General features: G+C 43.0%; 13 protein-coding genes. 8 read left to right on the forward strand and 5 right to left on the reverse strand.

Annotation, left to right across the window (positions count from 1 at the left end; genetic code table 11):
- Window positions 1–59: 59 nt before the first annotated feature.
- The 3 genes from QWZ17_RS17060 to QWZ17_RS17070 form a co-directional block, all read right to left on the reverse strand.
- A complete protein-coding gene (locus QWZ17_RS17060) occupies window positions 60–2174 on the reverse strand; it encodes an alpha-L-fucosidase (RefSeq protein WP_290306489.1) in 2115 nt (704 codons plus the stop codon).
- Between the two features lie 8 nt (window positions 2175–2182).
- A complete protein-coding gene (locus tag QWZ17_RS17065) occupies window positions 2183–4483 on the reverse strand; it encodes a family 20 glycosylhydrolase (protein WP_290306490.1) in 2301 nt (766 codons plus the stop codon).
- 163 nt (window positions 4484–4646) lie between these two features.
- Window positions 4647–5669: a zinc-binding alcohol dehydrogenase family protein gene (locus QWZ17_RS17070; protein WP_290306491.1), complete on the reverse strand. Its 1023-nt coding sequence runs from the start codon at window positions 5667–5669 to the stop codon at window positions 4647–4649.
- A gap of 483 nt (window positions 5670–6152) precedes the next feature.
- Between QWZ17_RS17070 and QWZ17_RS17075 the strand changes: the two genes are divergently transcribed.
- Window positions 6153–6278: a hypothetical protein gene (locus tag QWZ17_RS17075; RefSeq protein WP_290306492.1), complete on the forward strand. Its 126-nt coding sequence runs from the start codon at window positions 6153–6155 to the stop codon at window positions 6276–6278.
- Window positions 6275–6475, forward strand: coding sequence for a hypothetical protein (locus QWZ17_RS17080; RefSeq protein WP_290306493.1), 201 nt, complete (start codon window positions 6275–6277; stop codon window positions 6473–6475). The genes QWZ17_RS17075 and QWZ17_RS17080 overlap by 4 nt, the downstream gene beginning before the upstream one ends.
- Here QWZ17_RS17080 and QWZ17_RS17085 read toward each other — a convergent pair.
- A complete protein-coding gene (locus QWZ17_RS17085; protein WP_290306494.1) occupies window positions 6468–7166 on the reverse strand; it encodes an SMUG2 DNA glycosylase family protein in 699 nt (232 codons plus the stop codon). The two genes, QWZ17_RS17080 and QWZ17_RS17085, sit on opposite strands and share 8 nt — an antisense overlap.
- 241 nt (window positions 7167–7407) lie before the next feature.
- Between QWZ17_RS17085 and QWZ17_RS17090 the strand changes: the two genes are divergently transcribed.
- The 5 genes from QWZ17_RS17090 (at window position 7408) to QWZ17_RS17110 (ending at window position 14277) form a co-directional block, all read left to right on the forward strand.
- Complete coding sequence (locus QWZ17_RS17090) at window positions 7408–8385, forward strand: YeiH family protein (RefSeq protein ID WP_290306495.1); 978 nt, start codon at window positions 7408–7410, stop codon at window positions 8383–8385.
- A 171-nt stretch (window positions 8386–8556) separates the two neighbouring features.
- Window positions 8557–9702, forward strand: coding sequence for a methionine aminotransferase (locus tag QWZ17_RS17095; RefSeq protein ID WP_290306496.1), 1146 nt, complete (start codon window positions 8557–8559; stop codon window positions 9700–9702).
- A 134-nt stretch (window positions 9703–9836) separates the two neighbouring features.
- Entirely contained in the window at window positions 9837–10622 is a 786-nt protein-coding gene (locus QWZ17_RS17100) for an amidohydrolase (RefSeq protein ID WP_290306497.1), read from the forward strand.
- Window positions 10623–10752: 130 nt separating this feature from the next.
- Window positions 10753–13800 (forward strand): GH92 family glycosyl hydrolase, encoded by a 3048-nt coding sequence (locus tag QWZ17_RS17105; RefSeq protein ID WP_290306498.1) that lies wholly within the window; start codon window positions 10753–10755, stop codon window positions 13798–13800.
- 126 nt (window positions 13801–13926) lie between these two features.
- Complete coding sequence (locus tag QWZ17_RS17110) at window positions 13927–14277, forward strand: hypothetical protein (protein WP_290306499.1); 351 nt, start codon at window positions 13927–13929, stop codon at window positions 14275–14277.
- A 244-nt stretch (window positions 14278–14521) separates the two neighbouring features.
- On the opposite strand, the gene QWZ17_RS17115 is transcribed toward QWZ17_RS17110, so the two are convergent.
- Window positions 14522–15400 carry a polyphosphate kinase 2 family protein gene (locus QWZ17_RS17115; RefSeq protein WP_290306500.1) on the reverse strand — a complete coding sequence of 293 codons (879 nt, stop codon included), beginning with the start codon at window positions 15398–15400 and terminating at the stop codon, window positions 14522–14524.
- A 282-nt stretch (window positions 15401–15682) separates the two neighbouring features.
- Here QWZ17_RS17115 and QWZ17_RS17120 point away from each other — a divergent pair, with 282 nt between their 5' ends.
- The gene (locus QWZ17_RS17120; protein ID WP_290306501.1) at window positions 15683–18010 is read left to right on the forward strand and encodes a penicillin-binding protein 1A; all 2328 of its coding nucleotides are present in this window, start codon (window positions 15683–15685) and stop codon (window positions 18008–18010) included.
- Window positions 18011–18077 lie beyond the last annotated feature (67 nt).

The raw sequence follows: 18077 nt of genomic DNA on the forward strand, positions 1-18077 counted from the left end.
ATAGAAATTTTGCTGTGACTAATATCCGTCAAACATAAACCACAGCTAATAATAGTTTATTAATAAACGCTTAATTCGGCAAAGGTAATGCCGTTGCCTGCAATTACATGTGCAGCCTCAAATTTAAAATATCGGGCATTAACCGCCTTAGTTAAAACCACGGGCTGTTCAATTGGGTTCGATTTAATGTTGGAGAACTCTCCTGCGGCAACCTTTGTCCACTCTTTGCCATCGGTGCTGGTATAAAACACGTATTGATCTACAATACCCTCGGCTTGTTTATCCTGCCTTGGTAAGTAACCAAACGCTTTTATTGATAATTCCTTGCCGAGGTCGACAGTGATGTGCTGTGGGTAGGTAACGCTCTCTTTTGTAAGAGTACTGTATAAAGTTCCGGTATGCTCGTCAATAGCATTTTCGGCGCGGTTACCGCCATCATTGGCGGTGTTAGCATCTACAATTTTCCAATCTGTTTTGGCGTAACCTAACGAGGCAAATGACACATCGCTCTTTTGTGTTTTACCTTCAAAGCTGCGGGCTTTAATAATGCCACCATCCGCAAGTGTAAACGGTTCTTTATAAACCGGCGAAGTCAATGTAGGCTCCTCGCCGTTTACGGTGTAATGAATAGAGCTTACCGGCGCTTCGGTAGTGATGCTTACCTCACCTTTTTTGCTTCGTACTATTTTAGGCGCGGTTAAGTGTACAGGCTCTTTAAACAAGCCGAAATCACTCAATGCGATGCTAACCGGCGATTGGGTCACTCTTAGCCTCACCTTGGCAGCCGTAATATTTTGTGTTAAACGTATCAATCGGTTACCGCCAATACTGGTAGCCGCGCCTATTTGCTGCCATTTACCGTTCATCCAGGCATCAACTTCAACAGCTTCAATACGCTGACCTAATTTAATATTTTCCCTTAGCCTGATTACGTTGAAGGTTTTAGGAGCATGCAAATCGATAATCACCTCGGGCGTAGTTACCTTATCATCAGTAGCCCAGTAACTATATCTATCATTATCTAACAACATTTGCGGACCAAACTGCGCTTTGTTGCCACCACGCACATTGCTGGCGGTAAGCGTAGCGCCTTTTGCCAGGTTAACCGCGAAAGTTTGCTTCAGTAAATTGCCAAATTCGGTAAGGGATTTTACGTCGATCTCGTTAACGATGCCTCTTGGATCGGGCGATAAACCTAAATCCAGTGCCGCGCCACGCCCCACGCTTTTGTAGTAAAGATCTAACAATGTATATGGCGATTTAACGCCATCGTCCTGGGTTTTGTGATAAAACCATCCTGGCCTTAATGATACATCGCACTCGGCAGGCATCCAGTAATCTCCGTTGCGGGTACCCTCCGTACCTTCATAATCTTTTACAAAACCATTGCCAGGCTTTTTGCCTTCTTCTGGCGCATGGGGCGTGTAAGTTGCCCAGCAGGTTTCGCCGGCGTGGCCTTCCTCATTACCTACCCAACGCACATCCGGACCAACATCGCCAAAAATAACCGCGTTGGGCTGTAATTTGCGGGTAATAGCCCAGGTGGTATCCCAGCCGTAATAGGTTGAGCGGTCAATTTTCCTTACCTCACGCTTGCCGCCGTAGTAACCATCGCCGCCGTTGGCACCATCGTGCCATGAAATAAACAACGGCCCGTAATTGGTGTATAGTTCTTTTAACTGCGCACGGTAAATTTTCACATACTCGGCAGTGCCATAGTTTGGATTATTCCTGTCCCATGGCGAGCAGTAAACACCTAATTGCATGCCCAATTTATCGCAGGCTTCGCGGTATTCTTTCATCATATCGCCTTTGCCATTTTTGTAGGGGCTTTTAGAGATATTGTGCTCGGTAGTTTTGGTTGGCCAAATACAAAAACCATCGTGGTGCTTGGCTACCACTACTACGCCCTTAAAACCACCGGCTTTGGCTGCGGCCACAATTTGCATAGCGCTAAATTGCGAAGGGTTGATGAGCTTAGCATCTTCATCGCCATAGCCCCACTCCTTGTTGGTGTATACATCAACCCCGTAGTGAATAATGCAATACATGCCCATTTCCTGCCAGTTAAGCTGGCCTTTGGTGGGTAGCTTGCCGTAAGGCTTAGGCGCGGTTTGGCCAAAACTTTGTAAGGCGATGATGAGCAATAGGACAATGCCTGTAAATTTTTTCATAAAAATCATTAATTTTTAAACCAGGCCGCCGGTACATCCTGCGGAGCCGAGCCGTTAACACTATATTTTAGTTTAAGGGTAAAGCCACCGCCGCCCTCAATAAAATCGAGTTTAAAAGGATGAGCGCCCATTTTTAAAGCTATTTGCCCGCTGCGTTCCTGCGCCGAGTGGTTGCCATCGTTATTAACAACCACACCCGGGCCAATCTTTAACACACCGCCATCATCGCAGGTTAAATAAAAGCTGTAAATACCATCGGCAGGTACATCGATATAACCTTTATAGGTAATACCAAAAGACGGTGCTTTTACCGTTGCGGGTACTTCAATTTTATCAGTAGTAAAAGTACTATCAACCTTAGCGTTTTGCATTAAGGCTGTTTCTTTAAAATAGGCTTTGTAATAGGTAGCCGTTAATCCCGGCTTTGGTGGTGCAATTTTTACCGGACCAAGCATGTTTTGTTTGGTGTAGTTTAAATTATAAACATCGCCACGTACTCCTGCCGGGGTAAATTCGGCCATCCTTACCAGTTCAGACTTTTTGATGATTAACGTTGCCGGTAACACCGGCGAACTAACATTTGGCAAAGTACCATCTGTTGTGTACCGGATAGTAAGTATCGACAATGGCGACGCGATACTTAGCTTGCCTTCATCAGTAAAAACGTATTCGTTTAACAGGTTGGGTAAATCGGGCAGGCGATAGTTTATTTTCATTGCATCCATCCTGCTGTATTGTTTTATTAATCGTTGCAGGTACGAAGCGTACTTGGAATCATCATTTGTCCATAACCGTTCGGCAAGCGCTGTCATCCTTGGCATAGCCATATAATCGGCCCGGCGCTCTGAGGGGATCATTTCTGACCAGATGTTGGCTTGCGCACCAATGATCGATTTAGCTTCCTGCGCGTTTAAAACTTTAGGAATAGGATTAAAATGATAAACCTTGTCAATAGAATACTGATCTGGCTGATAATCAAAATAAAGTGGTTCGCCTGGCGTCATAATCACCGTGTTGCCGTTTTTAACCGCTTCAACCGGGGCTTTTGGCACCCAGGTGCGCCAGTACATTACAATAGCCGTTGGGCTGATGCCTCCTTCAATAATTTCGTCCCAACCTATCAGTTTACGACCTTTGGAGTTAAAATATTTCTCCATGCGGTTTATGAAATAACTTTGCAGGGCTGCCAGGTCTTTTATACCTTCTTTTTCCATTAAAGCCTTGCAGGCATCGGATTTACCCCAGTCGGTACGGTCAACCTCGTCGCCGCCGATGTGAATATATTTAGATGGAAAAATTTCCATGATCTCGTCAAACACATTCTGCGCAAACTCAAAGGTAGTTTCGTTACAAGGGCAAATAGGTTTGGTGAATAAGGTACCCCACTTATTTTCGCCGTTGCAGGTTAAAAACGGATATGAGTTAATGGCCGCCATCATATGGCCGGGCATATCAATTTCGGGAATAATATCAATGTGTTTAGAAGCGGCATAGGCTACTATCCCCTTCATTTCCTGTTCGGTATAAAAACCGCCATACAGCGTTTTACCATTCCGTTGAATGATATGCTCTTTATCAATGGTAAAATCGGGGTTATCTTTTGAGCGTTTGGTGCAGGCGGTATCGTTTTTATCGAAGGTGCGCCATGCGCCTTCCTCGGTTAGTTTGGGGTATTTTTTGATTTCGATGCGCCAGCCCTGATCGTCAGTCAAATGCAGGTGCAGCTTATTCATTTTATAAAGCGCCATCCTATCGATAAACCTTTTCAGGTAGCTGATTGAAAAAAAGTGACGTGATACATCTAAGTGCATTCCCCGCCAGGCGTAAGCAGGCTGATCATCAATTGATACAGCAGGCAAAGTCATTTTTTTGCCAACTATGCCTTTTTCTATGGCAACCGGCAGTAACTGCCTTATGGTTTCTACCGCGTGAAACACACCCGCCGGGTCATTGGCCTTTATAGTTATCGCTTGCGGAGTTATAGTCAATTGATAAGCCTCGGGGGCGGTAATACCTGCATCATAAATTAATTTTATGGCATGCGAGCCTGCTGTTTTCGTTATTTTTAATGATGATCCTAATCCCTTTGCCAGCAAGTTATTCAATTCAGCGGCCTCGCCGGTAAATTGTTTTGCGGTTACAATGGTTGTTTGTGGGGTTACAACAAATACGCCTGCGCCTGCCGTTAAATTAGTGGGATACGGGATGAGCGGAAATTTGGCGGCATCCTGGGCGCCGGCAGTAAGCGAAGCGCTCAACAGAAACACGGCGGAGCAATACCTTATTAATTTTTTGGCGGGTGCTGTCATCAATAGTATATGTTAGAGTTTTAAAAATCCCAACCGACAGATAACAAGCTAAAAACCAGGATTGATTTTTGCCATATGCGCAATCGATTGAAATAATTTTATAAACATATTAAAACTTTTTAATTTTATTTCAAAAGTCGATAAAATTGTTACCAGCTGTACCTCAATCCTCATTTATAGATACCATTGCCTTTATAACCCCTGTTTCGGGTTTAAGCCAGCTGCTAAACTGATCTTTAACTTGCTCAAAGGCTACCCGGTGAGTAATATAAGTCAGCGGATCAACAAGGCCTTTCTTCATGGCATCAACCACGTGTTCAAAATCGGCACGGGTGGCGTTACGGCTGCTCATCAAAGTCCCCTCCCGCTTATGAAACTCGGGATGGTTAAAGCTGATCTCGCCTTTTTGCAAACCAATCAACACATACCTTGCCCCATGGGCCATATATTTAAAGGAATTATTAATAGCGTTTAAATTACCGGTAGCATCTATTACTACGGTAGGCATATCGCCATCGGTAATAGCCATTAACTGCTCCGTAACATCGGCCAATTTCGCATTTACCACGTGCGCCACACCTAATTTGTCTTTACAAAACTGCAGGCGTTGCTCATTAACATCTAAAGCAATAACATTCCCCCCGGCAATACGGGCAAACTCCATAGTACCCAACCCAATAGGGCCAGCACCTATAACCAACACAAATTCGCCGGGCTGTACTCCTGCCCTCCTGATGCCGTGCGCGCCAATAGCCAATGGTTCTATTAAAGCCAGTTCATCAAAACTTAAACCGTTGCCATGTATAAGCGACGCAGATGGCACCGATAGATATTCAACCATCCCCCCATCCACGTGCACGCCACAGACTTTAATTTGGGTACAGCAATTGGGCTTGCCACTACGGCAGGCAATACAGGTACCGCAGTTAAAATAGGGTATAAAAGTTACCGCCTCGCCTATTTGAAAATCGTCTGCACCATCAACCTCAACCAATTCGCCGGCAAGCTCATGACCTAAAATACGTGGATAACTAAAAAATGGCTGCGTGCCCTCAAAAGCGTGCAAATCGGTACCGCAAATACCAATTCGCTTTATTTTGATGATAGCATGATCCTTTTTTGTTAACGGTTTATCGCCCTGTTCGTAATTTAAAACACCAGGCTGGGTACAGGTTAAAATTTGCATAATGGCTACTAATTACACTAATTATTTTTAATTACACGAATACTTTTTGTGCTGTTAATTGGCAAAATTGTGAGGGATGATGGCATGTTTATTTGTTTTGAGGAGCGTGGATATATGGGGCGAAGTCGGTTCTTGATTCCGGGAAGATTTGCTCGAAACGGCGACGATGACTCACCCGGCGAGGCTACGCCCGCCACCCTCTCTTCGCTTCGCGGAAAGAGGGGTTTGAACGCTTTCGCTTAGTTTATATCATTGAATAACAGCATACTAATATACAAACCCCTCTATGCGGCGGAGCCGGAGAGAGGGTGACGTCCGCCGAAGGCGGGCTGGCGGGTGAGTCTTCTACGCCAGGCTATCTACTCCATTCCAACATTCAAAAGTCTTGGATTTTATACGTCTTACGGTCCTTTTCAAATCTGTATTTAATGTGACAAACAAATCCCCCAACCCGTTGTCTAATCTATAACAAACACAAACATCATGATCACCAGCGGCGTAACATTTGGCATTAATAAGGAAGACGGAACACATATGGAGATAGCTATTGACCCGGCAGATATCAATAAAGTTGAAGATGGCAATGGCGCACCTATAAGTTATACTTGAATACCGATAGTCCGAAAACTTTTGATAAAGGCTACCTGGGCGCTATTTTTTTAGATGATTCTGAAGCTGGTTATCATTATTCGGGCGGTACCGCGCTTACAGATTTTGAACTGAAGCAATTAGCTGCATTTATTAAAAACTACCACGCCACGGGTAAGGAACCCAGCGATCATCGCCTGGATATCAGCACTAAATAATTACTTCGCTAAAGGCTTTTAGATATTTATCAATATAATCCTGCTTGGTTTTGGATTTATATTGCATAATAAACCGTGGATGTTCGAGCGCGACTATCTTTTTAAAAAATCGTTTTTCTTCATTCAGTTTTTTAAGGAAAGCTTCATTTTTGCCTGTGCCGAAACAAAAGCAAACATCAGTTTCAAAGCCAATGTCAATTTGTTTTTGCAGGTTTTCTATAATAAAAGGGTAAACCGCTTTTGATAGCGCCGGCATATCGTAATAGTTGTAATTAATTTCTTTCCCCTTTGGGCCGGTAATGGTAAATCCCAGGGGACAAACCGAGTGGATATAAAACTGCTGATAAAATTCGCTGATACCACCAAAAGCGTTGATCATATCATATACATACTCTGACGACGGCTCATGCGTGATAGGGCCATTGTAAGGAATATGGCATTGGTTAATCATGCGTTTAGGGTCGGTGAAAGAAACACCCGTCATCCCGGACCCAAATCTGCCGGGGTTTATTCCCAGTATCAGATGCCTTGGGTACTCATCATTATAGTACTTACGATAAAACCGTGATGAAACATCAAACGCGAAATCATTATCCCTAAAGGGGTTCATGATGCTGATGTCCGTTGGCAAAGTACCGGTGTATTGCAGGTTTTTATTAAAATCGATGATCCTATCGGCAAATGTGCTCATGGGTTAAAATTAGCAAAAAGCGTAAGATAAAATAATGGGGACAGCTTGCACGGCATACAGTGCCATTGTAGAGCAAAATATTTTACCAGTCCATAACTTTTACTATCCCTTTAAAGTAGTATTGGCCAGTCTTATTTTGCATAAATCAGTCCATATCATAACTTAAAGTTATTAAAGATTGATTATTGTAATGAAAATCGCGTGAGGTAAAACCTCACCTTTGAGTATTAAAAACAATAAAATGAATACTCAAAATCAATTAACTAATAACACGGGCGCGCTTTTTATCAACCTTAATAAAAATGTACGCGTTGTAATTTTCGCTGTTTGTGTTACGCTTTGTTTAACCCCATTTATCAGTCCGGCAATTGCGTTAATGATGGGCCTGGTAATAGCACAATTTACAGGCCACCCTTACTTACATTTAAACCATAAGGCAACGCATATTTTACTACAGGTTTCGGTGGTTGGTTTAGGCTTTGGGATGAATGTGCATAGCGCTTTACAGGCCGGTAAGGAAGGTATTCTGTTCACCATCGTATCTATCATCAGTACCTTAACCTTTGGTTTTTTAATTGGCAAATGGTTCAATATTGAAAAGAAGACATCTTTCCTCATCTCTGCAGGTACCGCTATTTGCGGCGGTAGTGCCATAGCGGCCATATCACCGGTTATTAAGGCCGAAGAAAAGCAAATTTCTGTGGCGCTGGGTTGTGTGTTTATTCTTAACTCTTTGGCCTTATTTATATTCCCTTTAGTTGGGCATTACCTTAACCTGTCACAAACACAATTTGGTTTATGGTGCGCCATTGCCATACATGATACCAGCAGCGTTGTTGGCGCGGCTGGCAAATACGGGACGCATGCCTTAGAAGTAGCAACTACTGTTAAATTGGCGAGGGCTTTATGGATTATCCCGGTGGCTTTTGTATCATCATTCCTGTTCAAAAACAAATCAAAAAAAATCAGCATCCCTTATTTCATCGGGTTGTTTATCCTGGCTATGATTGCCAATACCTACATACCTGTAGTTGCTTTGGTAAGCCCTTATTTTATTATGATAGCCAAAGCGGGGTTAACACTTACCTTATTCCTGATAGGTGCCGGGTTATCACGCGCGGTTTTACTATCTGTTGGTTTTAAACCGTTTATGCAGGGTGTGCTGCTTTGGATAGGTATCTCTGGTACAGCATTATATGCTATAATGCACCTGGCATAATAGCGTATAATGCCTCAAAAACGGTCATTGGTTTCATCATTGAAAGAAAAATAAGACCGGCTTTTTACCGCAGATATTATTTTTCTTAACACGTTAAATATTTTCAAAAAACTATAATTGTAATTTATTAGATACATATGATTATAGTTTTTTGTTTACTTTAGCCATTAGATGATTCCAGTTGTTTCAAAACTCCCCCAAACCGGCACAACTATATTTACGGTTATGTCTGCCCTGGCCAATGAGGTTAATGCTATCAATCTGTCGCAGGGGTTTCCTGATTATAACTGTTCGCAAGAGTTAATAGCGCTGGTTAACAAGGCCATGAACGATGGCCACAATCAATACGCCCCAATGGCCGGTGTGATGAGCCTGCGCGAACGAATAGCCGAAAAAACAGAAAAACTTTACGGCGCTGTTTACAATCCCGATACCGAGATCACCATTACCGCCGGAGGCACGCAAGCCATTTTTACGGCTATAAGCGCCATGATTCACCCCAATGATGAGGTGATCATTTTTGAACCGGCCTTTGATTGCTACGCCCCTGCTATTAAGCTGATGGGGGGCGTTGTAAAATCATTGGCATTGGAACCACCAAATTACCGCATTGCCTGGGATATGGTAAAAAGGCTCATCAACCATAAAACCAAAATGATTATCCTAAACTCGCCGCATAACCCAACTGCTACAATTTTGCAGAAGGAAGATATTGACGAGTTGAACGCGCTGGTAAAAAACCAGGATATTTTAATTTTAAGCGACGAGGTGTATGAGCACCTTATTTATGACGGCGAAACACATCACAGCATAGCCCGCTATCCCGAGTTACAGCAGCGCAGCTTTATTGTAGCCTCATTTGGTAAACCTTTCCACGCTACCGGCTGGAAGGTGGGTTATTGCATGGCCCCTGCAAACCTGATGGCCGAGTTTAGAAAAATTCACCAGTTTTTAGTATTCGCGGTGAATACGCCTATCCAATATGCTATTGCCGAGCATTTAAAAAACGAGGAAACTTATTTAGGCCTACCGGCTTTTTTTCAGGAAAAAAGAGACTATTTCCGCAAGGGCCTGGAGCAAACCCGTTTTGAACTGCTCCCCTGCTACGGATCATATTTTCAATCAGTACGTTACAGCAATATCACCGACGAAAAAGATGCCGACTTCGCATTGCGCCTAACTAAAGAATTTGGAGTAGCATCCATACCTGTTTCGGCATTTTACAGCAAAGGAATAGACCATCACGTGTTAAGGTTTTGTTTTGCCAAAAGGCAAGAAACTTTAGATAAAGCCGTTGATAGGTTATTAAAAGTTTAAATGAAGGTAAACGGTTCGTTGTTGATGGATCATAACCGGATTAAGGGTTTGTAACTCTGCCTGCTTATCACTTTTCACCATAATTTGCAAACTTCATCTATGAACGATGAACTGTTAACCATGAATTAAAAAATATGGATAATTTGAAGATAACCGTTTTTCAAGGATACCTTTTTTGGGAAAATACTGATAAAAATTTACAAAATATTTCGCTTCGTTTATCGGGTGGCATTCGTGAAAAAACAGATCTGATCATTCTGCCCGAAATGTTTAGCACCGGCTTTACCATGGACGCTGAACGCCTTGCCGAACCCATGAACGGCAAAACCATGAAATGGATGCATGACACCGCCCTGCAATATGATTGCGTTGTAACCGGCAGTATCATCGTTAAAGAAAACGACAAATACTATAACCGCCTTATTTGGATGCGTACCGATGGCACCTATGAGCATTACGATAAACGCCACCTGTTTGCCTTAGGCAAAGAACACAATACCTACACTGCCGGAACCGAAAAACTTTTTGTTGAGCTTAACGGCTGGCGAATTTGCCCCATGATTTGTTACGACCTGCGTTTCCCGGTATGGCTCCGTAACCATGCCGACAATCCATATGATTTGCTCATTTTGGTAGCCAACTGGCCCGAGCGCCGCGCTTTACACTGGCGTACTCTGTTGCCGGCCCGCGCTGTTGAAAACCAGGCTTATGTAATTGGCGTTAACCGGGTTGGGCACGATGGTAACGAAGTTTACCACTCCGGCGACTCTACCTGCATCGATCCTAATGGTAATGTTGTTTACTACAAACGCGATGAAGATGATGTGTATACTTTTTCGATAATTGCCGATGAAGTGAAGAAAGCGCGCCGGACATTACCTTTTTTAAAGGATGCAGATGAATTTACTATAGAAATTTAAGCATTCGGCGTTCATAATTAGATATGATAACCTCCTGTATGTAAAATCGCTCAACCGTTGGTTGAGCGATTATTTTATTTATACAGCATTTAAGTTTTAATTTGCGTTATTATACCATAGCGTTAATTATATGCCACGTAAGTGTACCATCTGCTGTAATATTTTAGCCGTAGCTTTTCTCTTTTCCTCTTTTCATTCATCGGCACAAAAACGGAAAGACAGGGACTATGCCCTGCTGGTTGATCCATTTATAGGCACCGGCGGCCATGGGCACACTTATCCCGGCGCGGTGATGCCCTTTGGCATGGTGCAACTTAGCCCCGATACCCGCTTAGAGGGTTGGGACGGCTGCTCGGGTTATCATTATACCGATACCGTGGTTTACGGGTTTTCGCACACGCATTTAAGCGGTACGGGCATTCCCGATTATTGTGATGTATTGTTTATGCCTACCACTGGTGATCCGCAGTTTAAAAACACCGATTACCGGTCGGGCTTCAAAAAAAAGAATGAGTTAGCATCGCCGGGGTATTATAAAACCTTGTTAGATAAATATAACATTGGCGTTGAGCTTACCGCAACTACCCGGGTTGGCGTACATCGCTACGAATACCCGTCGACCCAAAAGGCCAATATCATCATCGATCTGCAACACCGCGACGAAGTTTTAGATTCATGGATAGAAGTGGTGAATGATCACGAGATCCGCGGTTACCGCAAGTCAAAATCCTGGGCAAATAATCAGCAGGTTTACTTTTATGCCAAATTTTCCAAGCCGTTTATAACTTATGGAATAGCCAGTAACGACGCGGTACAGCAAGGCAGGAGCAAATTGCAGGGCAAAAACATCAAAATGTACCTGCAGTTCGATAACCCCGGCGAAGTGATCTCTAAAGTTGGCATTTCGTCCGTTAGTACCGAGGGCGCCTTGAAAAACCTTGACGCAGAAGTACCCGACTTCGATTTTAAGAAAGTACAAAAAGCAGCCCGCGCCGGCTGGAATAATGAGTTGAACAAGATCCAGGTTGATGGCGGCGGCCCGTCTGGTTCGCAGGCTGAGCCGGAAGATCAGCGTACAGTAAATACTCCGTACGGCCCGATGCCTGCTACAGGTAAAAAAGCCAAGGCAATTAACTATGCCAAGGTTAAACAAACCATATTTTACACTGCCCTGTACCACAGCATGCTTGCCCCAAACATTTATAACGATGTGAACGGTCAGTACCGCGGCATGGATCAGCAGGTACACACGGCGCAGGGTTTTAACTATTACACCGTATTTTCATTATGGGATACCTACCGGGCCGAAAATCCATTATTGAACCTGATTGACCGGAAAAGAACACTTGATTTTGTAAAATCATTCCTGGCGATGTATGATCAGGGTGGCGTATTGCCTGTATGGCCGCTGGCCAGTACCGAAACCTATTGTATGATAGGCAACCATTCTATTCCCGTTATTGTGGATGCCTATGCTAAAGGGATTCGCGATTTTGATGCAGAGAAAGCACTTGCCGCCATGAAAGCCAGCGTAAACCGCAACCAGTTTGGCCTGGATGTTTACCGTAAAAACGGAGCGGTACTTTCTGATGTGGAAGACGCCTCCGTATCAAAAACCCTGGAATATGCTTATGACGATTGGTGCATTGCCCAAATGGCCAAAATGATGAATAAGCCGCAGGATTATACCGAGTACATTCAACGCGCGCAATACTGGAAAAACGTTTACAATAACCAAAACAGCTTTATGCAGGCCCGCAGCAACGGCGGCTGGCTTACTCCTTTTGATCCAACAGAGATCAACGGCAATTACACCGAAGGTAACTCCTGGCAATACTCCTTTTTTGTACCTCAGGATATTGAAACCCTCATCACAAAAATGGGCGGCAAGGAAGGATTTGAAGCCAAGTTAGATGAACTGTTTACCACTGAATCAAAATTAAAAGGCGCAGATATCCCTGATGTGGCCGGACTGATTGGGCAGTATGCTCATGGCAATGAGCCAAGCCATCACATGGCTTACCTGTACAACTTCACCAACTCACCCGAAAAAACACAGTATTATATAGACCGAATTTTACGGGAAGAATACAGTAACAAACCCGATGGCCTGGCTGGCAATGAAGATTGCGGCCAAATGTCGGCCTGGTATGTGATGAGTTCCTTAGGAATCTATAACATCGCCCCGGGCCAGCAACAGTTTCAGATTGGTGTTCCGCAATTTGACAAAGCGGTTATTAACCTGGAGAATGGCAAAACTTTCACCATCATCAATGCGGGTGCAAGCATTGGCAAAGGCAATATTTACCTGCAAGGTATGAGTTTGGCAAAAAAAGCGTACAACAAACTATACCTCAACTTTGACGACCTGGCAAACGGCGGCGAATTTGAAGTATTTGCCGGCAAACTGGCCAACAAAATATTTGTACAGGAAATTGAAAGGCCCAACTCCATAATCAGCGATGAACTAATTGTAGCCAACCCGTACATTATTGCCCCTTCCCGTTCATTTAAAGAACCAATTACGGTGCAAATTAAAAGCGTCGACGCGGATGCCAAATTTTATTATACTTTAGATGGCAGTACCCCTACCCCCGCTTCAACGCTTTACACACTGCCAATCAATATCACCACCAATACAACAGTTAAAGCAATCGCTGTATTGAATGGCAAAAGCAGTTTTGTTGATGAAGCAACATTTGTAAAACTAAGGGGCGATTTGAAGCTTACCCTCACCAATAAATACCTGCCCGCCTATGCCGATAAAGGCGATGAGTCGCTCATTAACGGCATCCACGGAGCAGCCAACTGGCGTACCGGTAACTGGCAGGGCTACCAGGGTAAAGATCTGGAAGCGATAATAGATTTCGGCATGGTTAAACCAGTAAAACAGGTAAGCATCGGTACGTTACAGGATACTAACTCATGGATCATTTTCCCGCGGGAAGTTCAGTATTGGACATCCAACGATGGAAAAACCTATAAATTGGCAGTAACGGTGAATAGCAAGATAGATATTAAGGACTTGAAGCCGCAAACGCAAGAATTTATAGCTCCTTTAAATACCAATACACGTTATATTAAAATTGTAGCCAAACAATACGGGCCACTTCCCGACTGGCATGAAAGTAAAGGCAACCAGTCTTATATTTTTGCCGATGAGATAACAGTAGAATAGATGTGTGGATATGCAGATTTCAAATGTGCAGATGGTTTGGGGTGATGTTTAAATAATGGATAAACAATTGCTCCATTTTTTGGTTAGCTTTAATGAACAATTAATCACCACATTAACCCTACTCACATGAGCGATTTTTCAAAAGACGACGGCAAACTGGCCGGCACTGTTAGCTACTTCACTATAGTTGGCTGGCTGATAGCATACTTTGCATTTTATCAAAATAATAAAACCTCTCTTGCCAGCTACCAGCTGAGGCAAACCTTACTGTTCCATATCGTTTCAGCAATTATTTATTACGCAGTGCGCGAAGTATTCCTTTTTTCGGATTTCCCTTTAGGAGGCACAATTTTTGGAGTAATAAAAGTAGGACTGTTCGTGATATGGTTGGTTGGTTTGATTGGTGTTTTACAAGGCGAAAGAAAACCGATACCCCTAATTGGCGAAAGGGCACAATCAATATTTTCGGGGATATAATTAAAGATTTGCTTTTAAAAGGAGGCACCTACGGAGCCAAACAAATGAAAGTATTTTTTTCTATAAACACGATACTCCTACGGAGTTTTGAACACTGCATTGTCTTAAAAAGATTACGCATAGTAATGGGCTCCAGCGGAGCCGCGTGTTTATAGCAAAAAATCAAATGGCCGGGCTCCGGAGGTGCCTCCTTTTTAAATCTAAACCAAATTCGATATATAAAACCCCATAAACGGGCATAACCCTATTCTTTTTCTAACTCTTTTTTAGCTTCATCCAGCCTATCCTTTTCCTCTTTAGGCAGCACCGGGTATTTTAATTTCAGCTCCCTTAAAGTTTCCAATATAATGGTAGATATGGCAATCCTGGTAAACCATTTTTTATCTGCCGGGATCACATACCAGGGACACTCTTTGGTAGCAGTTTCTTCAATGGCTTGCTGATAGGCTTTCATGTAATCGCCCCATCGCTTCCGCTCTTCGATATCCGAGGCCGAAAACTTCCAGTTCTTTTTGGCGTCATCTATCCGTTTCAGAAATCGTTCTTTTTGCTCGGCTTTAGATACATTCAGGAAAAATTTAATGATCACTGTACCGTTCTCCGTCAGGTGCTTTTCAAAACTCCGGATACTTTCGTAGCGTCTATTCCAAAATTCTTCATCGATATCTTTAAGGCTGTTTACGTTTGGCAAATGCTCGTTAAGTAAAAAATCGGGATGAACCTTGGTTACCAACACGTTTTCATAATGCGAACGGTTATGGATGCCTATCCTTCCGCTTTCGGGCAGGGCCTTATAATGTCGCCATAAAAAATCATGGGCGTAATCCTCGGTGCTGGGTTGTTTAAAGCTATAAACCTGGCAGCCCTGGGGATTTAAACCCGACATGGTATGCGCAATCGCGCTATCTTTCCCGGCCGCGTCCATCGCCTGGAAAATAATCAACAACGAATACCTATTGGCTGCATATAGTTCCGTTTGTAAATCTGCGGTTTCGGCTATCAGGTCTTTTAATATCTCGTCGGCATCCTCTTTTTTAAACCCATCGGCATACGCAGGATCATGATCTTTAAGCGAAAAACCTTTGCCTTTACTTACTTTAAACTTATCTGTTATACTCCCCATGATAAAAAAATTGCTTTACGCATTGTTAACATAAAATTTAGATGCTAAACTTGCGTTGATTATAATGCTGTTTACTTTAGCCGATATGCCATATCTACGTTCAATCCTAAATATTACACCGCGTTTTCAAGGTAATAATTAATTTGTAACAGAGGATGGCTTTGTGTCTCTAATTTAGCAAAAGTGCTGCTGAAGAGTATATCTCAAACTTTTATGTAAACCGCACGTATTAATATTTGTTTGGTGTTATGATTTAGCACCATAATTTTACATCTTTACCCAATGTTCAGACGAATACGCAACCGTTTTTTAAGGTTCATAGCCATATTTATTTACTTCATAATTATCTTCTTTTGCTCTATCGAGCTTAACTTCCTGTGGTTATCCGGCTACTCACCTGATATGCAGGATATTAAAAACCCGGTAATGTCTGTAGGATCGGAAGTTTACACTGCCGATGGTAAGCTGATAGGCCAATACTATAAAGAAAACCGTTCCCCGGTTGATTTGAAGCATATCTCCCCCAACCTGATACATGCTTTGGTAGCTACCGAAGATGTGCGCTTTTACAAGCACAACGGTGTTGATTTTTATTCTTTTTTTACCAGTCTATTATCCACCGCCAAGGGCGACCGCCGCGGTGGCAGTACCATAACGCAGCAGTTGGCAAAAAACCTTTTTGAAACCCGTAAACGTAAATCGCAGGGTATCATCAAGCATGTACCGGGCATAAGTACGGTGGTTTATAAATGTAAGGAGTGGCTTACCGCTTTTAAAATAGAGCACGTTTATACCAAGGATGAAATCCTTACCATGTATTTTAATACTGTGCCGTTCGGTAATAACTCTTATGGTATTAAAACGGCTTCGTTAAAATATTTTGATAAACAACCAGACCAGGTTACCCCCGCCGAAGCCGCGTTATTGATAGGCATGCTGAAGGCTACATCAAGCTATAACCCTATCCGTAATCCAGAACGTGCTACCGAACGCCGCAATGTTGTTTTAGGCCAGATGGAAAAGTATGGTTATCTTAAAAAAGATGAGTACGATGCCAATGTAAAATCGCCATTAAAACTGGATTTAAGCTACGTGGAAGAAGACTCACATGGCGACTCCTACCTGCGCCGTGCTGTTGCAAAATGGCTGGATAAATGGTGCAAGGATAATGGTTATGATTTGTACGAAGATGGCCTGAAAATTTATACCACCATTGATTCGCACCTGCAGCAATATGCCGAGGAAGCTGTTGCCGAAAAGATGAAAATGCTCCAAAAGCGTTTTTATAATCTTTGGGGTAACAAAACCCCTTGGCGCGATTCAAAAGGCGTAGAGATTAAAGATTTTATCCTTAAAAACGAACAACGACTGCCCATTTACGCTTTGCTGCAAAAGAAATATGCAGGTGATACTGTAAAGATTGGCGAGTATTTTAAAACTAAAAAGAAGATGACCGTTTTTACCTGGAATGGCGAACGGGATACCACATTTTCAACTATCGACTCAATAAAATACTACGCCAAAATTTTAAATACCGGTATGATGACCATTGAGCCATCAACAGGTAAAATAAAAGTTTGGATAGGTGGTATCGATCATCGCTTTTTTAATTACGATCACGTAAACCAGGCCCGCAGGCAGGCTGGCTCAACATTTAAACCTTTTGCCTATTTAACCGCTTTGGATAACGGCTACACTCCCTGCGATAAGTTTACCGACCAGCCGGTGACCATAAAGTATAAAGACAACGGTAAAGACGAAGTTTGGCAACCCAACAATGCCGATTTCCATTTTTCATACCAGGAAATGTCCTTACGCTGGGCCATGGGTAAATCTGTAAATTCTATTACCGCGCAGCTTACCGAAAAGGTTGGCTGGGATAAAATTGTGCAATACGCCCACAAGGTAGGTATTGAAAGTCCGCTTAAATCTGTGCCATCGGTATCTTTGGGTTCAAATGATGTTTCGGTTTATGAAATGGTTCGGGCTTATAGTACGTTCCTTAATAAAGGCGAAAAAATTGATCCATTATTGGTAACCAAAATCACCGATCAGGATGGTAATGTATTACAGGAATTTAAACTAAAATCAGAAAAAGTAATTAGCGAAGAAACTGCCTGGTTGATGCTTTATATGTTCCGTGGCGGTATGGAAGAGCCGGGCGGTACCTCACAGGCACTTTGGGAATATCCTGGCCTTTGGAAAAAAGACAACCAGATAGGCGGCAAAACGGGGACTTCATCTGATTATGTGGATGGTTGGTATATGGGGATCACCAAAGATTTGGTTACCGGCATCTGGGTAGGTTGTGATGACCGTAGTGTGCACTTCACCTCATCAGAAACCGGCGAAGGTTCGCACACAGCCCTGCCAATTTTTGGCCGCTTTATGGAAAAAGTTTATGCCGATCCAAAATCGGGCTATACTTATGGTAATTTTCCAAAACCATGGGTTAAAATCACCAAAAGCTACCAATGCCCGTCGCCACATATCGCTGCCGATACAACAGCAACAGATAGTACAAGCAACCCTATTGATACCACTAACGTAATACCTACGCAGGCTCCGGCGACAGAAACGCCAGAAACAACGCCTACAAATCAAAAATAGTTGATTTACAGGTTTCGACGGAACGTGTTTATGTTTTAAAATATTGATCGGCAGGCTCCAGTAGCCT

Source organism: Mucilaginibacter flavus (genome assembly GCF_030409315.1).
GTDB lineage: Bacteria > Bacteroidota > Bacteroidia > Sphingobacteriales > Sphingobacteriaceae > Mucilaginibacter > Mucilaginibacter flavus.

Bases quoted from the DNA above. Each gene is read 5' to 3' on its own strand.
- QWZ17_RS17060 (WP_290306489.1), bottom strand. From the start codon at position 2,174: ATGAAAAAATTTACAGGCATTGTCCTATTGCTCATCATCGCCTTACAA.
- QWZ17_RS17095 (WP_290306496.1), top strand. From the start codon at position 8,557: ATGATTCCAGTTGTTTCAAAACTCCCCCAAACCGGCACAACTATATTT.
- QWZ17_RS17085 (WP_290306494.1), bottom strand. From the start codon at position 7,166: ATGAGCACATTTGCCGATAGGATCATCGATTTTAATAAAAACCTGCAA.
- QWZ17_RS17090 (WP_290306495.1), top strand. From the start codon at position 7,408: ATGAATACTCAAAATCAATTAACTAATAACACGGGCGCGCTTTTTATC.
- QWZ17_RS17100 (WP_290306497.1), top strand. From the start codon at position 9,837: ATGGATAATTTGAAGATAACCGTTTTTCAAGGATACCTTTTTTGGGAA.
- QWZ17_RS17120 (WP_290306501.1), top strand. From the start codon at position 15,683: ATGTTCAGACGAATACGCAACCGTTTTTTAAGGTTCATAGCCATATTT.
- QWZ17_RS17105 (WP_290306498.1), top strand. From the start codon at position 10,753: ATGCCACGTAAGTGTACCATCTGCTGTAATATTTTAGCCGTAGCTTTT.
- QWZ17_RS17070 (WP_290306491.1), bottom strand. From the start codon at position 5,669: ATGCAAATTTTAACCTGTACCCAGCCTGGTGTTTTAAATTACGAACAG.
- QWZ17_RS17115 (WP_290306500.1), bottom strand. From the start codon at position 15,400: ATGGGGAGTATAACAGATAAGTTTAAAGTAAGTAAAGGCAAAGGTTTT.
- QWZ17_RS17110 (WP_290306499.1), top strand. From the start codon at position 13,927: ATGAGCGATTTTTCAAAAGACGACGGCAAACTGGCCGGCACTGTTAGC.
- QWZ17_RS17075 (WP_290306492.1), top strand. From the start codon at position 6,153: ATGATCACCAGCGGCGTAACATTTGGCATTAATAAGGAAGACGGAACA.
- QWZ17_RS17065 (WP_290306490.1), bottom strand. From the start codon at position 4,483: ATGACAGCACCCGCCAAAAAATTAATAAGGTATTGCTCCGCCGTGTTT.